11 protein-coding genes and 1 pseudogene are annotated in these 20,638 nt (G+C 69.0%); 4 read left to right on the top strand and 8 right to left on the bottom strand.

Annotated elements, in window-relative coordinates; translation table 11 throughout:
• Positions 1 to 619: pseudogene (locus HLK59_RS27270) on the top strand (hypothetical protein); the annotation flags it as partial.
• 7 nt (positions 620 to 626) lie between these two features.
• Here the strand turns inward: HLK59_RS27270 and HLK59_RS27265 are convergent.
• The 5 genes from HLK59_RS27265 to HLK59_RS27245 form a co-directional block, all read right to left on the bottom strand.
• On the bottom strand, positions 627 to 2,138 hold the full coding sequence (locus tag HLK59_RS27265; protein WP_171144166.1) for an alpha-N-arabinofuranosidase: 1,512 nt from the start codon (positions 2,136 to 2,138) through the stop codon (positions 627 to 629).
• Between the two features lie 69 nt (positions 2,139 to 2,207).
• Complete coding sequence (locus HLK59_RS27260; RefSeq protein ID WP_171144165.1) at positions 2,208 to 3,161, bottom strand: arabinan endo-1,5-alpha-L-arabinosidase; 954 nt, start codon at positions 3,159 to 3,161, stop codon at positions 2,208 to 2,210.
• 14 nt (positions 3,162 to 3,175) lie between these two features.
• On the bottom strand, positions 3,176 to 4,033 hold the full coding sequence (locus tag HLK59_RS27255; RefSeq protein WP_171144164.1) for a carbohydrate ABC transporter permease: 858 nt from the start codon (positions 4,031 to 4,033) through the stop codon (positions 3,176 to 3,178).
• Entirely contained in the window at positions 4,030 to 4,968 is a 939-nt protein-coding gene (locus tag HLK59_RS27250) for a sugar ABC transporter permease (protein WP_171144163.1), read from the bottom strand. The genes HLK59_RS27255 and HLK59_RS27250 overlap by 4 nt, the downstream gene beginning before the upstream one ends.
• Positions 4,965 to 6,314, bottom strand: a complete 1,350-nt coding sequence (locus HLK59_RS27245) for an extracellular solute-binding protein (protein WP_171144162.1) — start codon at positions 6,312 to 6,314, stop codon at positions 4,965 to 4,967. The genes HLK59_RS27250 and HLK59_RS27245 overlap by 4 nt, the downstream gene beginning before the upstream one ends.
• A 197-nt stretch (positions 6,315 to 6,511) precedes the next feature.
• Between HLK59_RS27245 and HLK59_RS27240 the strand changes: the two genes are divergently transcribed.
• Genes HLK59_RS27240 through HLK59_RS27230 form a run of 3 tightly spaced genes read left to right on the top strand, consistent with a single transcriptional unit; the run spans position 6,512 to position 9,724 of the window.
• Positions 6,512 to 7,102 (top strand): toxin-antitoxin system, toxin component family protein, encoded by a 591-nt coding sequence (locus tag HLK59_RS27240; protein WP_171144161.1) that lies wholly within the window; start codon positions 6,512 to 6,514, stop codon positions 7,100 to 7,102.
• On the top strand, positions 7,099 to 8,328 hold the full coding sequence (locus tag HLK59_RS27235; protein WP_171144160.1) for an MAB_1171c family putative transporter: 1,230 nt from the start codon (positions 7,099 to 7,101) through the stop codon (positions 8,326 to 8,328). The genes HLK59_RS27240 and HLK59_RS27235 overlap by 4 nt, the downstream gene beginning before the upstream one ends.
• Entirely contained in the window at positions 8,321 to 9,724 is a 1,404-nt protein-coding gene (locus HLK59_RS27230; protein ID WP_171144159.1) for an FAD-dependent monooxygenase, read from the top strand. The genes HLK59_RS27235 and HLK59_RS27230 overlap by 8 nt, the downstream gene beginning before the upstream one ends.
• Positions 9,725 to 9,754: 30 nt before the next feature.
• On the opposite strand, the gene HLK59_RS27225 is transcribed toward HLK59_RS27230, so the two are convergent.
• From HLK59_RS27225 to HLK59_RS27215, 3 genes are all read right to left on the bottom strand, one after another.
• On the bottom strand, positions 9,755 to 10,231 hold the full coding sequence (locus HLK59_RS27225; protein ID WP_171144158.1) for a hypothetical protein: 477 nt from the start codon (positions 10,229 to 10,231) through the stop codon (positions 9,755 to 9,757).
• The gene (locus HLK59_RS27220) at positions 10,228 to 16,623 is read right to left on the bottom strand and encodes an RHS repeat-associated core domain-containing protein (RefSeq protein WP_240982672.1); all 6,396 of its coding nucleotides are present in this window, start codon (positions 16,621 to 16,623) and stop codon (positions 10,228 to 10,230) included. Before HLK59_RS27220 ends, HLK59_RS27225 begins: the two co-directional genes overlap by 4 nt.
• A gap of 115 nt (positions 16,624 to 16,738) precedes the next feature.
• Positions 16,739 to 20,467 carry a LamG domain-containing protein gene (locus tag HLK59_RS27215; protein WP_346779827.1) on the bottom strand — a complete coding sequence of 1,243 codons (3,729 nt, stop codon included), beginning with the start codon at positions 20,465 to 20,467 and terminating at the stop codon, positions 16,739 to 16,741.
• Positions 20,468 to 20,638: the final 171 nt, after the last annotated feature.

Here is a 20,638-nt window from a genome sequence, read left to right as displayed (position 1 = left end):
CAACTGTCACGTCTGTGGGCTGCTGCGCGCGGACGTCGGTGACGACGGCTGGACCGGGGTGACCCCGCCCCCGACCCCGCCCACCAGCGCCCCGGCCGGTGTCCGCGTGGCACCGGACGGCGATGTCTGGGTGTACGACGCCGCGCTCGTCGCCCGCTGGGACGGCGAGACCTGGACCGAACTGCCCGCGCCCGCCGGACTGCGCCCCTACGTCACCGGGCTGCTCCCGGTCACCGCCGACGACGTGTGGCTCACCGGCTACGACTACGGGGTCGGCGGCCCGCCCGGCAAACCGCCGTCCGTCACCCTGCGCCACTGGGACGGCGCCGCGTGGTCCTACGCCACCACGCCGTTCACCGTCGGCATGCTCACCGCGATCGTCGCCGACGGCCAGGGCCTCCCCGACCGCATCGCGGGCTGGGACTTCTGGGACCAGACCCGCGCGCACCACCTGCGGTGGTCGGAGGGGAGTTGGGTGAGTGAGCGGGGGCCCGTCTCCACAACTCCCGTCCTGATCGGCGCACTTGCCTCGGTTCCCGGCGCGGCGGGCGGCTACTGGGCCGTGGGTACGGACTCCTCGTCCCCGTATCCGCCCGCACAGGTGCGCATCGAGCGCTGAACTTCCCCTACGCCAGCCGGATCACGTTCCACGACAGCGGTTCGAGTACGGCGGTCAGGGTGCCGTCGGTCAGCGCGGTGCCCTCGGCCGTGTGCGGGGCGACCCGCTCGGGCTCGGTGAGGGTGTTCCTGGCGTCCGGGTCGGCGTCGGCGAGGACACTGTGCTCGACGACGGACGTCAGGTCCAGCGCGCCGAGGGCGACTTCGAGGGGCAGCGCCTCGGTCCGGCTGCGGTTGACCGCGAAGACGGTGACCGAACCGTCCTCGCCGCGCACGGCGGTGGCGTGCAGCAGGTCGGTCTCGCCGTACTTCTTCGTCTCGTACGTCGGTGAGTCGACCCGTACGTCGAGGACCTCGCCGCGGCCGTACCTGGCGGCCTGGGCGAACGGGAAGAACGTCGTCTGCCGCCAGGCCGGACCGCCCGGCTCGGTCATGATCGGCGCGATGACGTTGACCAGCTGGGCGAGGCAGGCGACGGTGACGCGGTCGGCGTGCCGGAGCAGGGCGATGAGCAGGGAGCCGAAGACGACGGCGTCGGTGACGCTGTAGTTGTCCTCCAGGAGACGGGGGGCCTCCGCCCAGTCCCGCGCGCCGGAGTTCTCGATCTCGTGCCACTCCGAGATGTACCAGACGTTCCACTCGTCGAAGGAGAGGTTGATCTTCTTCTTCGACTTGAGCTTCGCGCCCACGTGGTCGGCGGTGGCGACCACGTTCTCGATGAAGGACTCCATGTCGACGGCCGAGGCCAGGAAGGAGTCGATGTCGCCGTTCTCGGGCTGGTAGTAGGCGTGCAGGGAGATGTAGTCGACGAGTTCGTACGTCTCCGCCAGGACCGTCGCCTCCCACTCGGCGAACGTCGGCATGGACTGGCTGGAGGAGCCGCAGGCGACGAGTTCGACGCCCGGGTCGATCTGGCGCATCGCGCGGGCCGTCTCGGCGGCGACCCGGCCGTACTCCGTCGCCGTCTTGTGGCCGGTCTGCCAGGGCCCGTCCATCTCGTTGCCGAGGCACCAGAGCCTGATGCCGAAGGGGTCCTTGTCGCCGTGGGAGGCGCGGAGGTCGGCGAGGGCGGTGCCGTCGGGGTGGTTGGCGTACTCCTGGAGTTCGAGGGCCTCGGCGACACCGCGGGTGCCGAGGTTGAGGGCCATCATCGGCTCGGCCTGGGGGCCGACCTTCTTCAGGAAGTCGATGTACTCGGAGAGGCCGAAGCGGTTGGACTCCGTCGAGCGCCAGGCGAGGTCGAGGCGACGAGGACGCTCCGCTGCGGGACCGACGGAGTCCTCCCACTTGTAGCCCGACACGAAGTTGCCGCCGGGATAGCGGATGGCTGTCACGCCGAGTTCGCGGACGAGTTCGAGGACGTCCGTGCGGATGCCGTCCTCGTCCGCTGTGGGGTGGTCGGGCTCGAAGATGCCGGTGTAGACGCAGCGGCCGAGGTGTTCCACGAAGCTGCCGAAGAGTCGGGGGTTGACTTCGCCGATGGAGAAGGCGGGGTCGAGGGTGAAGCGGGCGGTGCGCATGTCTTCCTTTCAGGGGGTTCAGTTTCGTCTGCGGGTCGGTGGGGGCTTGTCGCGCAGTTCCCCGCGCCCCTAAGCCACGTTCGGCCAGCCGTTCTCTGTCCAGTGCAGTCTGTTCAGCCCGAGCTTTGGTGTGCCTGCATCCTCTGCGTCGTAGTAGTGGTACGCCAGCCAATCCTGGCCCCGGTCCCTGAAGACCGACTGGCCGCCCGTGCCGGCATACCTTCCGTGGCCCTCCAGCAGTAGGTCGCCGCCGCCCTCCAGGAGCGGCTTGCCCGTGCTGTCGGTGTACGGGCCCGTTACCGACGTAGACCTGCCCACCTTGATCTTGTACGTCGAGTTCACGCCCGCGCAGCAGGCGTCGTACGAGGCGAAGAGGTAGTAGTGGCGGCCGTGCTTGACGATGTACGGGCCCTCCACCGCGTACGGGGCGTCGGGGCGGGTCGCCAGGTGGTGGACCGTGGCGCCCTCGACCGCCTTGCCCGTTCTCGGGTTCAGTTCGACCATGCGGATACCGGTCCAGTACGAGCCGAAGGACATCCAGAGCCTGCCGTCGGCCTGGATCAGGGCGGGGTCGATGGCGTTCCAGGTGTCCGTGCGTTCGGAGGTGAAGACCTTGCCGTGGTCGGTCCAGGTGCCGGGGAGGCCGGACGTCGAGGTGGCCACGCCTGTCGCGGAGTGGTTGGTGCCCCAGGACGACACCGCGTAGTACAGCCAGTACCTGCCCGCCCGGTAGGAGATGTCGGGGGCCCACGGGTCGCCGGTGCCGTTGTACTCGTACCACCAACTCGGCGGCTCGGCGAAGGCGTTGCCCGCGTCGGTCCAGTTCCGCAGGTCCTTGGAGAGCCGGGCGCCGATCACCCCGCCGGTCGAGTACGCCACGTACTGGCCGGACTTCAGCCTGAGGACGGTCGGGTCGTGGATGATCTGCTGGCCGGCGATCGGGAGCGGGTCGGGGTAACTCCCCTCGGCCTGTGCCGTGTTGGGGAGGAAGGTCAGAAGGACCGCCGCCGCCACGGCCGTCATCGCTCTCCGCGCTCTCACTGTCCCGCCAATCCCGTGTGGGCGACGCCCGCCACGATCTGCCGCTGGAAGAAGACGAAGACGACGATCAGGGGCAGGCCCGCCATCAGGCCGCCGGCCATGAGCTGGGCCCACTGGATGCCGTAGGAGTTCATGACGGTCGCGATGCCGTTCGGCATGGTCATCAGGTCGGGGTTGTTGGTGACCATGTACGGCCACAGGAAGTTGTTCCACGAGGCGATGAAGGTGAAGATGCCCACCGCCGCCAGGGACGGTCGCGCGAGCGGGACGACGATCGTGAAGAAGACGCGCCAGCGGCCGGCGCCGTCGATGAAGGCGGCCTCCTCCAGTTCGCGCGGGATGCCCTGGAAGAACTTGTAGAGGATGTAGACCATCGCGGCGGGCGCGCACTGCGGCAGGATCATGCCCCAGTAGGTGTCGACCATCCCCATCTGCTGGACCGTGGTGAACAGCGGTACGCCGAGGACCGCCGGAGACACCATGAGGCCCGCCATCACCACGCCCATCAGGGCCTTCTTGCCGCGGAACTCGGTGCGGGCGAAGCCGTAGCCGGCCAGCGCGCTCACCGCCAGCACGATGGTCGTCACGCACACCGAGACGACCAGCGAGTTGATGAACCAGTTGCCGATGTTGCCGCTCTCCCACAGGGACCTCCAGGCCTGGAGGGTCCACATCTCGGGCAGCCAGTGCGGCGGGATCTCGGCCGCCTCCGCCTCGGACTTGAGCGAGGTGAACAGGGCGGCGGCGATCGGGGCCACGAAGACGGCGGAGACGGCGACGCCGAGCAGGGTGAGGACGATCTGGCTCGGCGTCCAGGGCTTGCGGGGCTTGAGCCGTATCGGGGTGGCGCTCATCGGGTGCCCTCCTCACGGTTGCGCAGCAGTGCCATCCGTCCGAGGGCGACGGCCGCGATGATCACGAAGAAGATGATGGACATCGCGGAGGCGTAGCCCACGCGGTAGCTGGTGAAGCCCTGTTCGAGGGTGTACTGGACGAAGGAGCGGGTGCTGAGCTCGGGTCCGGGGCTGAAGTCCATCATCACGACGGCCTGGTCGAAGAGCTGGAGCGAGGCGAGGATCTGGAGCGCGATCACCAGGCCGGTGATGTGGCGCAGCATCGGCAGGGTGATGTGGACCATGCGGTGCCAGGCGCCGGCGCCGTCCAGCCTGGCCGCCTCGTAGAGGTGGTCGGGGATGCCCTGGAGCGCGGCGAGGTAGAGCAGGAAGCTGAAGCCGACCGTCCACCACAGGGTCTGGATGACGATGGCGAGCATCGCGTACGACTTGTCGGTGAGCCAGGGGGTGGTGAGTCCGAAGGTCTCGTTGAACAGGCCGATGCCCTGGGTGAAGAGCCACTGCCACATGTTGGCGGCGACCGTGGAGGGCAGCAGGAAGGGGGCGAAGAAGCACAGGCGCCACAGCCACTTGCCGCGTTCGATGTGGTGGGCCAGCATCGCGAGCAGGAACGCCAGGACGGTGATGCAGGGGACGACGAGCAGCGTGAACCAGGCGCTGTGGCCGAGCGCGTCCCACATGGCCTGGTCGTTGAGGGCCTCGCGGTAGTTGTCGAGGCCGACGAAGCTCGCGCCCTCGCCGGAGATGTTGGCGTCGGTGAAGCTGAGGTAGAGGCCGCGCAGCAGCGGCCAGAGCACGAAGAGCACGAAGAGTGCCAGGAACGGGGCGATGAACCAGCCCCCGTGCTGGAAGCCCTGCTTGCGGCGGACGGTCGCGACGGCGGTCGCGGTCCTCGCCCGCGCCGGTGCGACGACGGTCTGAGCGCTGGTGGTCATGCGGCCCGTCCTCCCTGCGCGGCGGTCCTGCCGTCCATCGGGTTCTTCGAGGCGAGGAGCTTGGTGAGGTGGCTCCTCATCGTCCGGGCGACCTGGGCCGGCTTGGCGGAGCCCATGGTCGAGGAGACGACGGCGGGGCCGAGGTCCTGGGCGAGGACGCCGGTGGAGCCCGCGAACCACACCTTGGGCTCGGTGGCCTGGTGGTCCATGGCGCTCACGTACTCGTTCTGCGGTTCCAGCTCCTGGTACGCGGCCGTGGACAGTGTCGGCGTGTAGGCGGGGATGTGGCCGCCGGCGGCCCACTGCTGGGCGTGTGTGACGACGTACGCGGCCAGTTCGTGCGCGGCCTCGTTGGTGGCGCCGCCGCGGCCCGCCTGGTGGGGCAGGACGAACGCGTGCGACTCGGCGTGGGTGGCGGGCCTGCCGAAGACGGGCGGCAGCGGGGTCGCGCCGTAGTCCAGTTCCGCGCCGGAGAAGACCGGCACGGACCAGTTGCCCTCCCAGGTGAAGGGGGCGCCGTTGATGAACTGCTCGCCGGTGGGTGCGCCGGGGATGACATAGCCGTCGGTGACGTGCTGCCGGAGGAACTCCAGGACCTGGGTGGCCTTGTCGACGTCGAAGAGGACCTCGGTGTCGCCGTCGTCGAACCACCGGCCGCCGAGCTGGGTGTAGAAGGCGACGAAGAACCACCACTGGAAGTTCTGGTCGTTGGTCCACAGGCCGATGGTCTGGAGGCCCTTCTTCTGGACCTGTCCGGCCTTCTTCAGGACGTCGAACCACTCGCCGGTGGAGCCGACCGGGATCATCCGGCCGTCGTCGCCGAGCAGGTCCGCCTTCTTCAGGACGTCCTTGCGGTAGAAGCAGAGCTGGACGTGGATGTCGAGGGGGAGGGCGTAGAGCTTGCCGTCGATGACTCCGCGGTTCCACAGCGCCGGGTTGTAGTCCGCCTCGCGCACGCCGTACTCGGCGAGGAGCGCCTCGTCCCACGGGTCCAGGAGCCGTCCCGGCGAGAAGCCCGCGACCCGGCCCATGTGCATGACGCCGAGCTCGGGGGCGCGGTCGCCCGCGGCGGCCATGGCGAGCTTGGTGTAGAAGGGGTTGCCCCACTGGAGCGTGGAGTCCTTGACCGCGATGCCGGGGTGCTCCTTCCGGAAGGAGTCCAGCATCGCGATCATGTTGGCGCCGTCGCCGCCGCTGAACAGGTTCCAGTAGCGCACCCGGGTGTCCGCGTCGGAGGCGAGCGCGTCGGCGCCGGTGCCGAGCGCGGCGAAGCCGAAGCTGCCGGCCACGGCCAACCCGCCTGCGGCGGTGAGCAGTTGCCTGCGGTTCAGGTCAGGTCGTCCCATTGCCTGCCCTTACGGTCGGAGAAGAGATCCAGTCCGTTCACTTTTGTTCGACATTTCGAAAGGTGCTCGTAACCGCGAACGAGACCGTAGATAGCAAGCGCTTTCCAGTCAATGGTCCGAACAGATTTTTCATGACGTGGGCAGTTCCGGCCGCGTACGCTCGGACGGGCTGCCGTACGCGGTGAGAAGGGGGATCGATGGACATCGCGCGCATGAGGGCGGGGCGGGTCTCCGCGGCGCTGCGGCGTGCGAGAGCCGGGTCCGTGATGCGCCGGCTCGCCGTCGACCTCGACACCGCGCTGCGGTCCAGATCCACTCCCCCGGCCGGGGCGCACGAAGTGTGCCGGGCGCTGTGCGAGGAGATGAGCGCGCGCCGCGGCGGACGGCCCGTCGAGCTGCGCTTCGAGCGGTTCCCCGACGAGATCGAAGTGACCGGCCTGTGGGTGGAGTTCCAGGACTTCGACCTGGTCATCGTCGAGGAGCGGGCCGAAGCGGTGCAGCAACTGGTCATCCTCGGCCATGAGTTGTGGCATCTGAACGCCGGACACCGGCACGGGGTGGGCCCGGCCGCCGCCCGCGCGCTGGCCGGCGGCCCCGACTGGAAGGACGCCCTGGCCGTCGCCGCGCGCGACGGCTCACGGCAGACCGACGAGGCGGAGGCCGACGACTTCGGGCACCGGCTGGCGGCGGCGTTCCGGCCCTATCTGACGGGCCACGGCGGCAGGGCGTCCCTCAACGGGATGGAGCGGTCCATGGGGTACCGCGGGCGCGGAGGCACACAGCGGTGACGCACGCCGGTCCGCTCGCGCAGGGCAACCTCCTCAGCGGGGTGTACATCTCCTTCTGGCTCCCCACCGTGGTGCTGACCGCGGCCCTGGTGATCAAACTGCCCAGCATCCTGAAGCTCTGGCGGGACCCGCTGCTGCGGGCCGTCGGCGGACTGCTGCTGTTCGCCTGCGCGGTGTTCGTGTTCGCCGCCCCCAGCACCATCTCCTGGACCAACCGGGTCACCGGCGTGCCGAACATCGCGGCGCCCTGGGTGTACTCGCTGCTCACCGCGCTCTGCGCGTCATGGCTGCTGCTGGTCGTCCACTGGCGCAACGGCCGCACCGAACGCCACGCGCACACCCGCCGCGCGACCCGGTGGGTGGTCGCCGTCTACGCGGGTGTCGTGATCGCCCTGTGGGTGCTGTTCGCCCTCGCCGACGTGCCCGTGGAACAGATCCGGGACCTGGACACCTACTACGCCTCCACGCCGTACATGCGGGAGGCGATCCTCCTCTACCTGTGCGCCCACATGGTGGCCAGCCTGGTCACGTCCCGGCTCGTCTGGAACTGGATCCGCACCGAGGGTCTCGACGGCTGGCTGCGCTGGGGGCTGCGGTTCCTGGGAGTCGGCTTCGCGACGAACCTGCTCTTCAGCGCCGCCAAGCTCACGGCCGTCGTCGCCCGCTGGACCGGACACGACCTGGACTGGCTGAACACCAACATCGCGCCGTCGGCCGCGTGCATCGCGGCGACCCTGGTCGCGACCGGCTTCATCGTGCCGCACGCCGGCCAGTACCTCCAGGAGCGGTGGCGGCTGCGCCGCCGCCATCGCGACCTCAGACCCCTGGCCCGGCTGATGCGGAACGTCGCGGGCGGCCGTGAGCCCTTCGCGCTGCGGGCGACCCACGAGATGCGGCTGATCCGCCGCGAGACACTCATCCGCGACGCGCTCCTGCACCTCTCCCGCCACCTCGACGACGAACTGCGCGACCGGGCCCACGCCGCCGCCCTGGCCCTCGGTTCCACGCCCGACCGGGCCCGGGCGCTGGCGGCGGCCGTGACGATCCTGGACGCCCTGGAGCGCGAACGGGGCTCCTCGGACGCCGACGGGGCCGGCGCCCCCGACACCACGTACCTGTTGCAGGAGATCCAGGCCGTGTCCGAGGCCCTGCGCAGCACCGACGAGATCAAGGCGGTACGCACCCGTGCGGCCGTCCCGGCAGAGAGCATGTCCGCGCATGAGTGACAGTCCCTCCCCCGCCAGAACCGCCGTGGTCCTGGGGGGATCCCATACCGGCATGCTCGCGGCACAGGCGCTCGCCGCCTTCGCCGACCGTGTCCTGGTCGTCGAGCGGGACGTGCTGCCCGAGGGCCCCGAGCCACGCAAGGGCCTGCCGCAGGCCCGGCACGCCCACATGCTGTGGTCGGGCGGTGTGCGGGCCATGGAGGAACTGCTGCCGGGCATCTCCGAGGCGCTCCGGGAGGCGGGGGCGCGGCGGGCGCCGATCACCACGGACATCGTCGGCTACTCGGCGCAGGGCTGGTTCCGGCGCTGGCCCGAGTCCCACCATGTGATCCTGGCCGGACGGGATCTGCTGGACGCGACGGTCCGCGCACAGGTCCTGGCCGGCGGGCGCGTGGAAGTGCTCGGCGGCACCGAGGTGCTGGGACTGGCGGGCACACCGGAGGCGGTCACCGGAGTCCGGGTGCGGGAGCGCGACGGGCGTGAACGGACCATCGGGGCGGGCATGGTGGTCGACGCCACCGGCCGGGGCTCCCAGGCGTCCCGGTGGCTGACGGAACTCGGCCTGCCCGCGCCGCGGGAGCGCAAGGTCGACTCCGGCCTCGCGTACGCCAGTCGGCTCTACCTCGCGCCGGAGCAGGCCCGCGGCGGCTTCCCGGTCGTCCATGTGCAGCCCGACCCACGCGCCGGTGTCCCGGGCCGGGCGGGTTTCCTGCTGCCCATCGAGAACGGCCGCTGGATCGTCACCGTGAACGGCACGCGCGGCGGCGAACCCTCCGCCGCCGACGACGACTTCGTCCGCTTCGCCCGCGAGGAGCTGCGGCACCCCCTCATCGGCGACCTGCTGCGGCAGGCCGAGCCGCTGTCGGACGTGGCGGTCACCCGCGCCACGGTCAACCGACGGTACTTCTACGAGCGGATGGCGGCCTGGCCCGACAACTTCACGGTGCTGGGCGACGCGTTGGCCGCGTACAACCCGGTGTACGGCCACGGTCTGGCGGTCGGCGCCCAGAGCGCGCTGCTCCTGCGGAAGCTGACCGCGCGGTACGGGTTCGGTGCGGCCGGGCTGTCCCGTCGGGTGCAGAAGGCCGTCGCCCGGCCGGTGGGGGCGGCGTGGGATCTGGCGACGGGGCAGGACGTGTTCTATCCGGGGGCGACGGAGAACGGGCCCACGCTGCGGGATCGGCTGCTGGCCGGGTATGTGGACCGGCTGATGCGCACGGCCACGGGGAACGGGCGGATCGCCCGCCGCGTGACGGATGTGACGTCGCTGGAGCGGCGGGCGGAGGTGTTGCTGGGTCCGTCGGTGCTGTTGGCGGCGGCGGTGGGGCCGTTGAAGGCCCCCTTGGTGGCGCCGCCTTTGACTGCGGAGGAGTTGAAGCGGGTGGGTCTGCAGTGACCTCCCATGCTCCAGCCTGCGGCATGGGACTCAGACGTACGGCATGAAGGTTGCCACGAACAGGTTCCGTCCTTGGCTGCCTGCCGCTTTTTCGAATGTGCCGCAAACGCCCGACCGATCAAGGCAGTCGAAGTTCTCGTAAGTCTGAACCGTCACACCGTACTCGGGGTTCCGCTGCGATGAGTCCCCGGCCAGGAGCAGCGGATCCGAAACACCCAAACGCGTGGTCCAGCCGGCCGACTGGAGCGCCGCCTCGATTTCGTCGACGGGATCCTTCTGCGAGGACACCGAAATCAGGGCATACGAGTTATCCCAGTCGTTGCCCGGGCTCGACTCGCTCCCTTCGGCCAGGACGCGCACCTGTTCCGACTCCACGGAACTGACCACATCGGCAGGCACACCGGGCAACTCCATCCACTCGCGAATGAGCACCCACCCGACCACCAGCGTGACAGCGGCCAGCGCCGCTACGGCGAATCGGACCGCCCTTGCCCGTTGCCGGATCATCCACACCCCCTCGCGACGCTGGAACAGAAACCGCCCGCATCGCCGAACTGAGTAGCCGGCAGCGATGATACCCCGAACTTCTCGGACATCGACTGGCCACCGCTGGACAGATATGCCACGTTCGCGTCGTACCGCGCCGATCTCCTGGAAAGGATCGGGCTGGATTGCACCAGGCTGTCCCCAGGAATACGGAGACGGGCGGCCTGGTCGTCGCTCAGCGAATATCCAAGATATGCCTGTTTCTTGTCGGAACCCGAACTGATGTCGACCTTCAGTTTCAGAACCGCCACCGAGATCGCGAATTCCTCATTCACCGAGAGCGCCTGACGGATCACATCCAGCGAGGTCTTCTTGAAATCGTCGTATCCAGCCCTCACCAGTACATCGCGAGCGGTCGCCGATTTCATCTGGACAGGACCGACACTAGGATCCTTGCCGACGGCACGGGCGGTCCATTTTCCCAGCGCGGAAAGCGCCACCTTCGCCAGGGACGAAAGCGAATTCGGCCATGCCGTGTAGAACGGCTGCTCCTGCATGAGCAGCGCCATGACCAGTGTCTCGTCGACGTTGTACTTTCGCGCGTACGCGATTCCGTAGGCGACGGTCTGGAGGTTGAGCTTCTTCGCGTCGGCAGCGCTTCCCTTGTAGACGGGTGTTCCCTTGGCAGGGCTCAGATCCGCTCCGCCGCCCTTGGAGACCACGGTGCCCTTGGCCGGGTCGGCCAGTCCGGTCTTGGAGTCGTACCCGACGGATTCCTGGACCTCCTTGGAGCAGTTGGCCAGGGAGTACTGGCAGGAGTTGGGCCTCGACCCGATCTCCAGGCCGGTGGGGTCCGCGAAGGTGGCCGGGCTGTTGTTGGCGTAGCTGTAGCCGTTGAGGGACTGGTGCTGGTCGAGGGTGAGCTTCGGGTCGACGCTGATGAACCGGCCGATCGACGGGTCGTACTCGCGAGCCCCGATGTGCGTGAGCCCGGTGTCGTCGTCGGCGGCCATACCGAGGAACGCCTTGTCGTCCACCCAGGTGCCGGTGCCGCCCTGCCGGGACTCCCCGAAGGGGGTGAAGTAGCGCTTGGTGACGGCGAGATCGGTGGCGGCGACGGCGAGGGTGGACGTGCCGTGTGCGTCACCGGCGAGGAAGGACAGCTTCTCGGTGCCGGACTCGTTGGTGCGGACGGCGATCCGCGTCGAGCCCGCGCTGTAGTAGCGCTGGCCCCAGATGTCACCGGTGGCCGCGTCGTAGTGGACTTCGGTGGCGCCGAGGTAGAGGACGCTCTCGCCGGTCGTGTCCCGGCGCACCAGCAGGTTGCCGTCCGCGTCGTAGACATAGCCGGTTTCGGCGCCGGCCTCGGTGAGCGAGCCGAGCTTGCCCTCGCTGTTCCAGGTCAGGGTCTGGGTGGCGGTGCCGTCGGGGCGGGTGGTGGTGGCGCCGATGTCGTTGTGGTCGTACTCCTGGGCCGCCGTGAGGCAGTTGCCGCTCGTGGTGGTCGCCTTGAGGGCGTGCGGGGTGTCGGAGTCGTAGCAGTAGGTGTCGGTGGTCGTCGATCCGGTCGTGGTGTGCTCGGTCTCCGTCTGCCGCAGTCCGGCGTCGTTGTAGGTGTAGGACGTCCAGTACGGGGAGGCCCCGTCAAGGTTGGCGGTGGTCCGGCCGGTGGTGGCGCAGTCGGCGGTCTTCGGGGTCCAGGCCTCGGTCAGACGGCGGTGACCGTCGTACGCGAAGCACTGGTTGTCGGCCTCGCTCGTGCCGCCCAGCAGGGTCGGGTCGGAGATCGACAGGACGTTGCCCGAGTCGTCGTAGCCGTACTGGAGGTCTTGCAGCATGTAGGCGTGCACCGTGTCCGTCACATGCGACTCGGTGAGCCGCCCGGTGCCCTCCTCCCACGTGTTGTTGACGTACGCCTTGGGGGTGTTCGCCGCCGCCGACGCGCCCAGCGCGAGCTGCTCGGTCTGGCCGAGGGCCGAGTAGGAGGCCCCGAGCAGATAACCCGACGTCCCGGACACGGTCTTGGGCAGGGCGGAGTCGGTGTAGGTCGTGGAGACGTACTCGTCGTCCAGACCGCCCGCCGCCGGCTCGTAGGTGGAGGCGACGGTGCCGTCGACGTTGTAGTCCGTCTTGAAGGTCAGCGTGGCGGACGGGACGGCGCCGGCCGACACCAGCGGATCGTCCGAGGGCAGGGTGAGGGACGACTCCGTGACCTTGTAGAGGCTGTCGTAGGCGCCGACCGCGTCGATGTAGGCGTCACCGGTCGTGCCGCCCACATAGCGGGTCGTCGAGTCCAACTGGCCCTTGGCCAGGGTGTCGTAGGCGTACGCGACCAGCTTGTTCGCGTCCGATGCCGACGTCTGGTAGGTCCCGGTGGGACGGCCGATCTTGTCGTACGCGTACAGCAGCTTCTGGCCGCGCGCGTCGGTCGTGGTCTCCTTCTGGTCGAGGGAGGTGTACGTGGTCGCGGTGGTGCCCGTGTCGGGGTCGGTGGCGGAGGTCTGACGGCCGAACAGGTCGTAGCCGTAGGACCATTGCTCGCCGTCCGGACCCGTGACCGTCTTCTGGAGTCCGTCCCGCGTGTAGGTGTACGTGGTCGAGGTGTATGTACTGCCGGTCGGCGAGGTGCCCGCGTACTCCCGGCGCTCGGTCGTCCGGCCCTGCGCGTCGGTGCGGACCCGGGTCGCCGAACCGCCCGCCACGGCGGACGTCGCCGTCTCGTCCCCCGTGTACGAGCTCGTCGTGGACCACTCCTCCACGCCGCCGATCAGGAATGTGGACTTCGTCGCCCGGCCCGCGCCGTCGAAGACGGTCTCGGTCTGGCTCGGCGACTCGCCGTACTCGGCCCGCGTGTAGGTGCCGTTGGGCTCGCTGGTGGTGTCGTAGATGTCGGCGAACGTCTCGTACGCCAACCCCCGCGTGTCGTAACGGGTGTCGGTGAGCAGCCGGCCGTCGGTCGCCGCCGGGGACTGGACCTGGAGTTGACGCAGGAGCGCGTCGTAGATCGTGTACGTGGTGTCGTACGACGTCCCGTCCGCCTTCAGCGTCGATGTCGACGTCCAGGACTGATCGTCGTTGCTCACGTGGTAGGCGAACGTGAGGTTCGCCCCCTGACCCGCGGACTGAGTTCGGTTGGGAAGCCACACGGCGGTGAGCCTGCCGAGCGCGTCGTAGGTGAGATCGGTCTTCTTCAGGTTGGCGTCGTAGGTCTTGACGGGCTGGCCGGTGGCCGGGTCCGGGTAGCTGTACGTGGAGTGTCCGGCGGCGTTGGTGACCTTGGTGCGGGTCAACGGGCCCGCGGCGGTCGGGGTGTAGGTGGTCGTCGTGGTGTTGCCGCCCGCGTCCGTGGCCGTCAGAGCCCGGCCGAGCGTGTCGTACGTCGACTTCGCCGTCGTCTGCCAGGCGGTGGGGTGGCGTTCGCCGCTGGTGGCCGAGGCCGGATAGGCCGTCGCCCGCCCGGTCCAGGACGGCTCGCCCTTGGTGGGGGTCTGGGAGGCGGTCCAGGCGGTGGCGGAGGTGCTGTCGTAGACCGTCGCCGTGTCGGTGAGCACATCCCCGCGGGACGTGGTCGCCGTGGGCAGCGACAGGTCCGTCTCTGCGGCCGAGCAGACCCGGCCGACCGTACGGGTGCGCGAGACAAGGGAGTTGATGCCGAGCGAGTCGTTGCGCGCGTACCAGGTGCGGGTGCAGGTCTGGTCGTCGTCGACGGCCGTGTCACCGCTGTTCTGGACGGTCGTCGCCATGCCGTAGTCGTCGTACGTCGTCTCCGTGGAGGCCGTGCGCCAGGACGCGGAGCCGGTCAGATAGGTGTGGGTCGCGGTCTGTGCGGTGCGGACGAGGTAGGACTCGATGTCGGCGTAACTCTTGTGCTGGGTGGCCGTCCTGTACTTCCACGGGGTGTTCACCGTGACCGCGACGGGGGTCGGGCCGTCGTAGGTGATCTGCTCGCGCAGGAACCCCCCGTACGGGTCGGAGTCGGTGATGTCGGCGACGGTCAGCCCGCTCGGCTCGATGCCCGCCTCGGTGACCGAACGGGTGCCGCCGGACGTCTTGTCGCCGTCCATGCCCCGCAGGTACAGGGAGACCTTCTTGGACCGGGTGACGTCCGAACTGCCGGTGTATTCGGTGACCTTGCGGTAGCCGCGCCACTGCGACCAGGTCCGCTCGTCGGACGGGGTCAGCGGATCGTCGTTGTAGTGCCAGCCCGGACCGGAGTACTCGTAGGAGTGCTCGACCGCCTCGTTGTGACCCGTCGGGTCGGCCTCGAGGACAGCGGTGACCCGGTACTTGTGGAACCAGTCGATCGACGCCTCGTCGGCGCCGTTGATGTTCCAGTAGACCGGGTAGCAGGACAGGCTGTTGTCGTCCTCCGCGGTGGGCATGTTCGAGCCGCGCACGCACTCCGGCTCGGAGAACGTCACATCCGTGACGCCGCCGGTCTCGGACGTGATCGTCTCGATGCGAGGGCGGGTCAGAGGGAGAATGTCGTCGGTGGCGTCGACCCGGTTCTCCCGCATCTGGTACGTGAAGGTCACCGGGTCCAGGCTGACGTCGTCGCCGTTCTTGCCCGTGAAGGTCAGGGCCTTGAGGGTGAGGGTCTGGTCGGAGGTGTCCCCGATGTCCCCGCCGTCCAGGAACTCCTGGGTCAGCTTCCAGGAGTCGACCTCGGTGTAGGCGCTGCTCGACGCCGACCAGGCGAAGGTGTTGATGGACGTGAGGCGCTTGCGGGTGAAGAAGGCCGGGGACGGGTTCTCCTCACAGTCGGCGTCGGCCGCACAGATCGCGTCGAACGGCACGTCCGGCCAGTTGTCGGAGGTGCCGTCGGTGAGTGACGAGCAGTCGTCGGCGGTGCAGCGCTCGCTGTAGTCGAAAGTGACCTTGTCGGACGCGTCCGCGGTGAAGAGGGTGGTGGAGCGCTGCCCGTAGAGGATCTTCGTGAGGTAGCCGCCGCGCGTGTACGTGGCGGTCGCGGTCGAAGCACCGTTCTTGGCGTAGGAGTTGGACTCCTTGGTGTACCAGTACGTCATCGCGTTGCCATGTGTGTCCTCGACGTAGTCGAGGTTCCAGCGCCAGGCCTGCGTGCAGTGGGCGGACGCGAACGTGGCGTCATAGCAGGGCTCGCCGGAGTCGTCGCCGAACACGGGCACGGTCCACACCGAGTTGGTGCGCTCGTCGCCCGCGCCGGTCAGCTTGTTCAGGCCGAAGACGTACTTCTTGCCGTCGCCGGTGACGACGGTCCAGTACTCGCCGTTGTTGTCACCGTTGTCGGCGTCCGTGGAGTGCGTGACCGTCGAGGCGTCGTCGTCCTTCAGCCGCCACTCACCGGTCGTGTCGTCCTTGACCAGCTCGGTGGACCTGCCGTTCAGGACGAGCGAGGCATTGTCGTACTTCCAGCACTGGTCGTACTTCTCGTCGTGCCCGTCGTCCTTACAACTGCCGTACGAGCGCTCGACGTAGGAAGACGTCAGGTCGAAACCCTCGCCGACCTGCGTGGCCTGGTTGTTGGTGGACGCCGTCTTGCCGTCCACGCTGCCCGAGCCGTACGACAGCGACAGGGGCGGCTGCGGCCCGGCCGCGGCGGGCGGCGTGGTGATGTCGTACGACCAGGTGAAGGCCCCCGAAGAGCCGCCCGCCGACCATGTCGAGGAGGGCGCGAGCGGGGTCGCCGTGTAGTCACCCGAGCCGGACGCGGAGGCACCGGAGGCGGCGGTCACGGCGAGGACGGTCGCGGAAGCGGTGCTCGCCTCGCGGACCAGTTGGGTGGAGACCCCGGTGTCGCCGCCGGTCAGCTCGACGGTCGCCGACAGCTCCTGGGCCTTGATGTCATTGGCCGAGTCGAGCGGGGTCCGCTCGCGGCACTTCGCCTTCTCCGGCGTCGTCAGCGCACATGCCGGGAGCTGGACCAGGCGGAGGCGGCCTGACCAGCCGCCGCCGTACGCGGAGGCGAACTCGCTGTAATCGAGGGAGAGTTCGGCCCTTCCGTCGCCGGAGACGGACAGCAGGACGCCGGAGATCCCGGCCATCTCCGTCGCCCTGCGGGACAGGACCTCCACGGTGGCGCTGCCGGCCGAGCCGTCCAGCGTGACCGGCAGGCCGCCCGGCTCGGCCTTGGCCGCCTTGCCGGTCGACAGGTCGAGCGCGGCGGTGCCGGCCTTCGGCCACGTCGCGTTCTGCTCGGCGCGCGCACGCTTCGCCTGCGCCTGGTTCTCCGCCTTGGCGTCGGCGACCTTCGCCCGTGCCTTCTTCGCGCCGAGGCCGTCGACCTCGTACACCTCGCTGACCCGCTCCTTCTGGGTCGCGAGTCTGCCCAGCGGATCCGCGTCCGCCGCGAAGGCCGCCGGCGTCAGCAGCGAGGCCACCAACGCCCCGGTGACGGCCGCCAGTCCGGCTCGGGATTTTGATGATCTGCACATGCCATATCTCACGTCGTAGCCCCCGTCATGCCACCTGAAAGAGATCAAGGAAGTGCCGTGCTGCGGCGGCCGGGCGATGGTGTGGGAGCACCCCACCCGGCCGCCGCCGTCTGTGCTATTCGCCGAGCATCGAGGTGATCTGATCGGTGTCCGACGCCGCGCCGGTCCACAGCCGCAACTCGCTCATCGCGCCCGGCAGCCAGTGGCCCCAGGCGCCGGCCGTGTAGCCGTTGCCGACCGCGAGGGTCTCCTTGCCGGAGTCCGTCGTGTAGGACACGGCGGTGTACTGGAGGTTGTCGTTGAGATACAGGGCCGCCGTGCGGTCCTGCTGGTTGAAGACGCCGGTGATCCGGACCTCGCCGCTGTCGATGGTGGCCTCCTCGCTGACCTGCGAGGTGAAGGTGCCGTCGTCGTTGTAGCGGCCGAAGTGCCAGAAGCCCGCGGCCACCGTCTTCTCCACGATGTCGCCGTCACTCGTCTCGACGGCGACCGTGGACGTTCCGGTCACCTCGAAGAAGATGCCCCAGTTCGACGTCCCGTCCTTGTCCCGCTTGCCCACGACCTGGGCGACATATCCCGTGCCCTTCGCGGCGAGCGTCTCCAGGTCGGGATCGACCACGGTCGTCACCGTGAACGAACCCGTGTCGTCCACAGTCGAGTCCGAGGACGCCGCGTCATCCGCGCCGTCCAGGACAATCGCCTCACCGTCGGTGGTGGCGCCACCCGAGACGGTCAGCGTCCGCCCGTAGCCGGAGCTGTCCGAGAGGGACGTGGCCCCGCTGGAGGCTGTGGCCGGGTCCCAGTACGCGGTGAGCTCGGCGTACTGATCGCCCGTCGTCGGGTTCAACAGGCGTGCCTCGCGGACGGATTCGTTCCAGGTCAGCGCGCGCTGCCAGGTCCGCACCTCGTCCACGGATCCGTCCACGCGGAAGTAGTTCCCCCCTGCGTAGAACGCGCGCCCGACCTGGAAGGCCCCTGTGGAGGCCCAGGCCGTGGCGGCGGCCTTCTCGACGTACCACTTGCCGTTCACGATCAGCCGCATGGTCTTGGCGGTGGCGTTGTAGACGAAGGCCACGTGCGTCCAGGTGTTCGCGGCGACCGGTGCGGCCATGGAAATCGAGGAAGTGGTGGGGCTGGCGGTATCCGCGCTGGTCGTCATCATGCTCCAGTAGCCGTTGGAGCTGTAGAACACGTAGAACGGGCTGTAGTAGGCCGAGCCGCTCTGCGACAGGACCATCTGCGTCCTGCTCAGATCCTCCAGGCGCACCCATGCCGACACCGTGTACGACTTGGTGGTGTCGAGCACCGCCCCGTCCGTGGCCCCGTACCCCGAACTGCCGTCCAGGAGAAGGCTGGTGTCCTCCACGCCGGTGTCCGCGTCCGTGCCCCGGCGCCCGCGACCGTCCCGTGAGGTTCCGGAGGACGACAGCGTCAGGGTGTCCGCGTCGGCGTCCACCGTGGTGCCGGAGTCCACCGCCGCACCCGACGCCTCGTCGAACTGCCACTCCGACTGCGGTCCCTCTCCGTCGGAGACCTTGAAGTCGAAGACGTTCTGCGCACCCCAGCGGCCCAGACTGTCCTTGGCCCGCGCGAACAGCCGGTACGTCCCCTCGGCGTCAGGTGTCACCGGGGCGGTCACCGTGTTGCCGCTGATCGCGGACGACCACGCCGTGTCCGTGGACAGCTTGTACTGGTATGCCACGTTCGTGTCGCCTGTTGCCGGACCGAACGAGAACGACGCCGTGATGCCCGGACCGCCCGCCGCCGCACACGCGTTCGTCGTGCACTCCGAGTACGGTGACGCGATCGAGATGGTCGGCTTCAGGGGCCGCGTCGGGTCGACCTGGAAGTAGCACCAGCCGGTGGTGGCGGCGTTCGAAGGACCCGACAGCCAGTTGTCGCCGTCGTTGTAGTACGAGCGGGTCCACGCCCGGTACCGGTACAGCACGTCCTCGCTCAGCGTGGACCAGGCGAGCGTCACCTTGGTGTTGTCCCCCACGTAACCGCTGGTGGGGCGTTCGTCTCCGTTGCCCTCGGTCGTGTTGGTCCAGGTGCCGCTGCTGTTCTTGTGGTTGAGGTCGTAGGCCATCCGCAGACTGGCGTCGTTCTCGCCGCCCGACTTGGTCTGCGCGGTCGCCGCCAGAGACGGCGTCGGATCGGAGACGATCGCGGGGTCGTCCTCGTCCCGCTCACAGACGGTGCCCTCACCCGTGACGATGCCCACACCGGTCGGCGTCGCGGGCAGACCCACGTACTTCACCGAGAGCACGGCGTCGTTCTTGAACCGCTTCCACGAGTTCGGGTCGGTCTCGTCGTGCGCCCTCAGCATCAGCGGCAGCCGGGAGAAGTTGCCCGCCGCGAAACTCTTCACCGTGGCGGTGAGGTTCTCGTTGGTTTCCTCGGAGTTGTCGTTGAACTCGATCGCCGCGTTCGGCTGCGAGGGGTCGCAGGCGCTGCCTCGACCTGCGGAGACGTACCGGTCGACCATGAGGTCCAGATGCGTGGGACCGGGCCAGTCCGAGGAGGACGAGATCCCGTTCGTACGGGTCAGGTCCACCCACGACGCCGTGCACGACATCGACCAGGTCTCCGTGGCACGGAAGGTCGCGTCGAGGATGTGCTTGCCCTTGAGGGAGGCGGGCGAGAACTCGAAGTACAGACGCTGCTTGTAGCCCGAGCCGCAGTAGTACGCGTAGCCGCCCGTCGTGTAGGTACCGCAGTACCCCATCCCCTTGCCCTCGTCGTCGTCCCCGTTGCCCCACGCGTAGTCCGCGTAGCCGTCGCTGCGCAGCAGCGTGCGCTCGGCCTCGGACCAGGTGACGGTCGGGTCGATGTAGAGGGGGTAGGTGGCGTTCTCGATGAGGTCCGCGTCCGGGGTCAGGGACAGCTTGTCGTCGGTGACATCGAGCGGCAGGAGCGCGAGAGCGGAGCCGTCGGTGGGACCGTCGGCGCCGTCGGTCGCGGAGGAGCCGTCCTCGCTCGCCGCGGTGTCCTCGCTCTCCGCGGTGTCCTCGGTCTCCGCGTTCATCAACTGCGTACTGACAGCGGACTGTTCGGCCTCGCCCGCCGAGTCCCACATCTGTGCCGGCGGCGAGCGGAACACGGACACACCGTCACCGTCGACCGCCCGCATGCCGCCGTCGGCGGTCTCCTGGACGTCCAGACCGGTCGTGTCCAGTGCGAACGACACCTCGGCCAGCTCGTCGCTCGCCGCCGCCTGGGCCGACTTGACGATCAGCACCTCACGGAAGCCCTCGACGGACGCCGTCAGCCGCAGGTCCACACCGGGCAGCACCTCGCTGTAGAGCGCGGACTCCCCGTCGAGGGTCGGCTCGGGCAGCTCACCGGGCCAGCCCAGCGACAGCGTGCGCCCATCCCGGGTCACGGACACCAGGTCGGAGCCGTCCTCCGCGCCGGAGAAGGACATGTCGACGGCTGCCGCCCTCGGCCCGACCGACCCGTCCGCACGCGCCTCCAGCGTGGCGTCGGGCGCCGCCCAGCCATCGTTGTCGTCGGCCTTCACCCGAACCGGGACCGCGGAGTCCTGCAGGGTGAAGGAGATCCCGTCGGGATTGGCGTACGTGGTGGCGTACTCGGTGCGCAGCGTCGGCACCTCCACCTGCGCACCGGTCGACTCGGCCGCCGCGAGTGCGTCCTTGGCCGCCTTCGTCGACTCCGAACTCCCGTCGTTCGCCGAGGCCTCCGCCTCGCTCATGGGCTCGGTGCTGTCCGCCGAAGCGACAGACTTCGCCGCCTCCACCGTTCCGCCGTCCAGAGGATCCGCATCGGCCGCGAAGGCCACACCCCCGCCCTGGACGACACCGCACACCAAGGCAGTCGACACGAGTAAGACGCCCAGCGTCCGTCCGGCTCTGCTTCCTCGGATCACAAGAACCCGCCCCCATCCCCCAGATCCCACACGGATCAGCAAGAGGGGAACCTAAGCCCACTCACAACTCCCCTCAAGACCCCATCTGTCCCAACTGCCCCTCAAAGAAGTGAAGTTGACAGAAAG

The organism is Streptomyces sp. S3(2020) (genome assembly GCF_013044505.1).
GTDB lineage: Bacteria > Actinomycetota > Actinomycetes > Streptomycetales > Streptomycetaceae > Streptomyces.
This window is presented reverse-complemented; position numbering and strand designations above follow the sequence as displayed.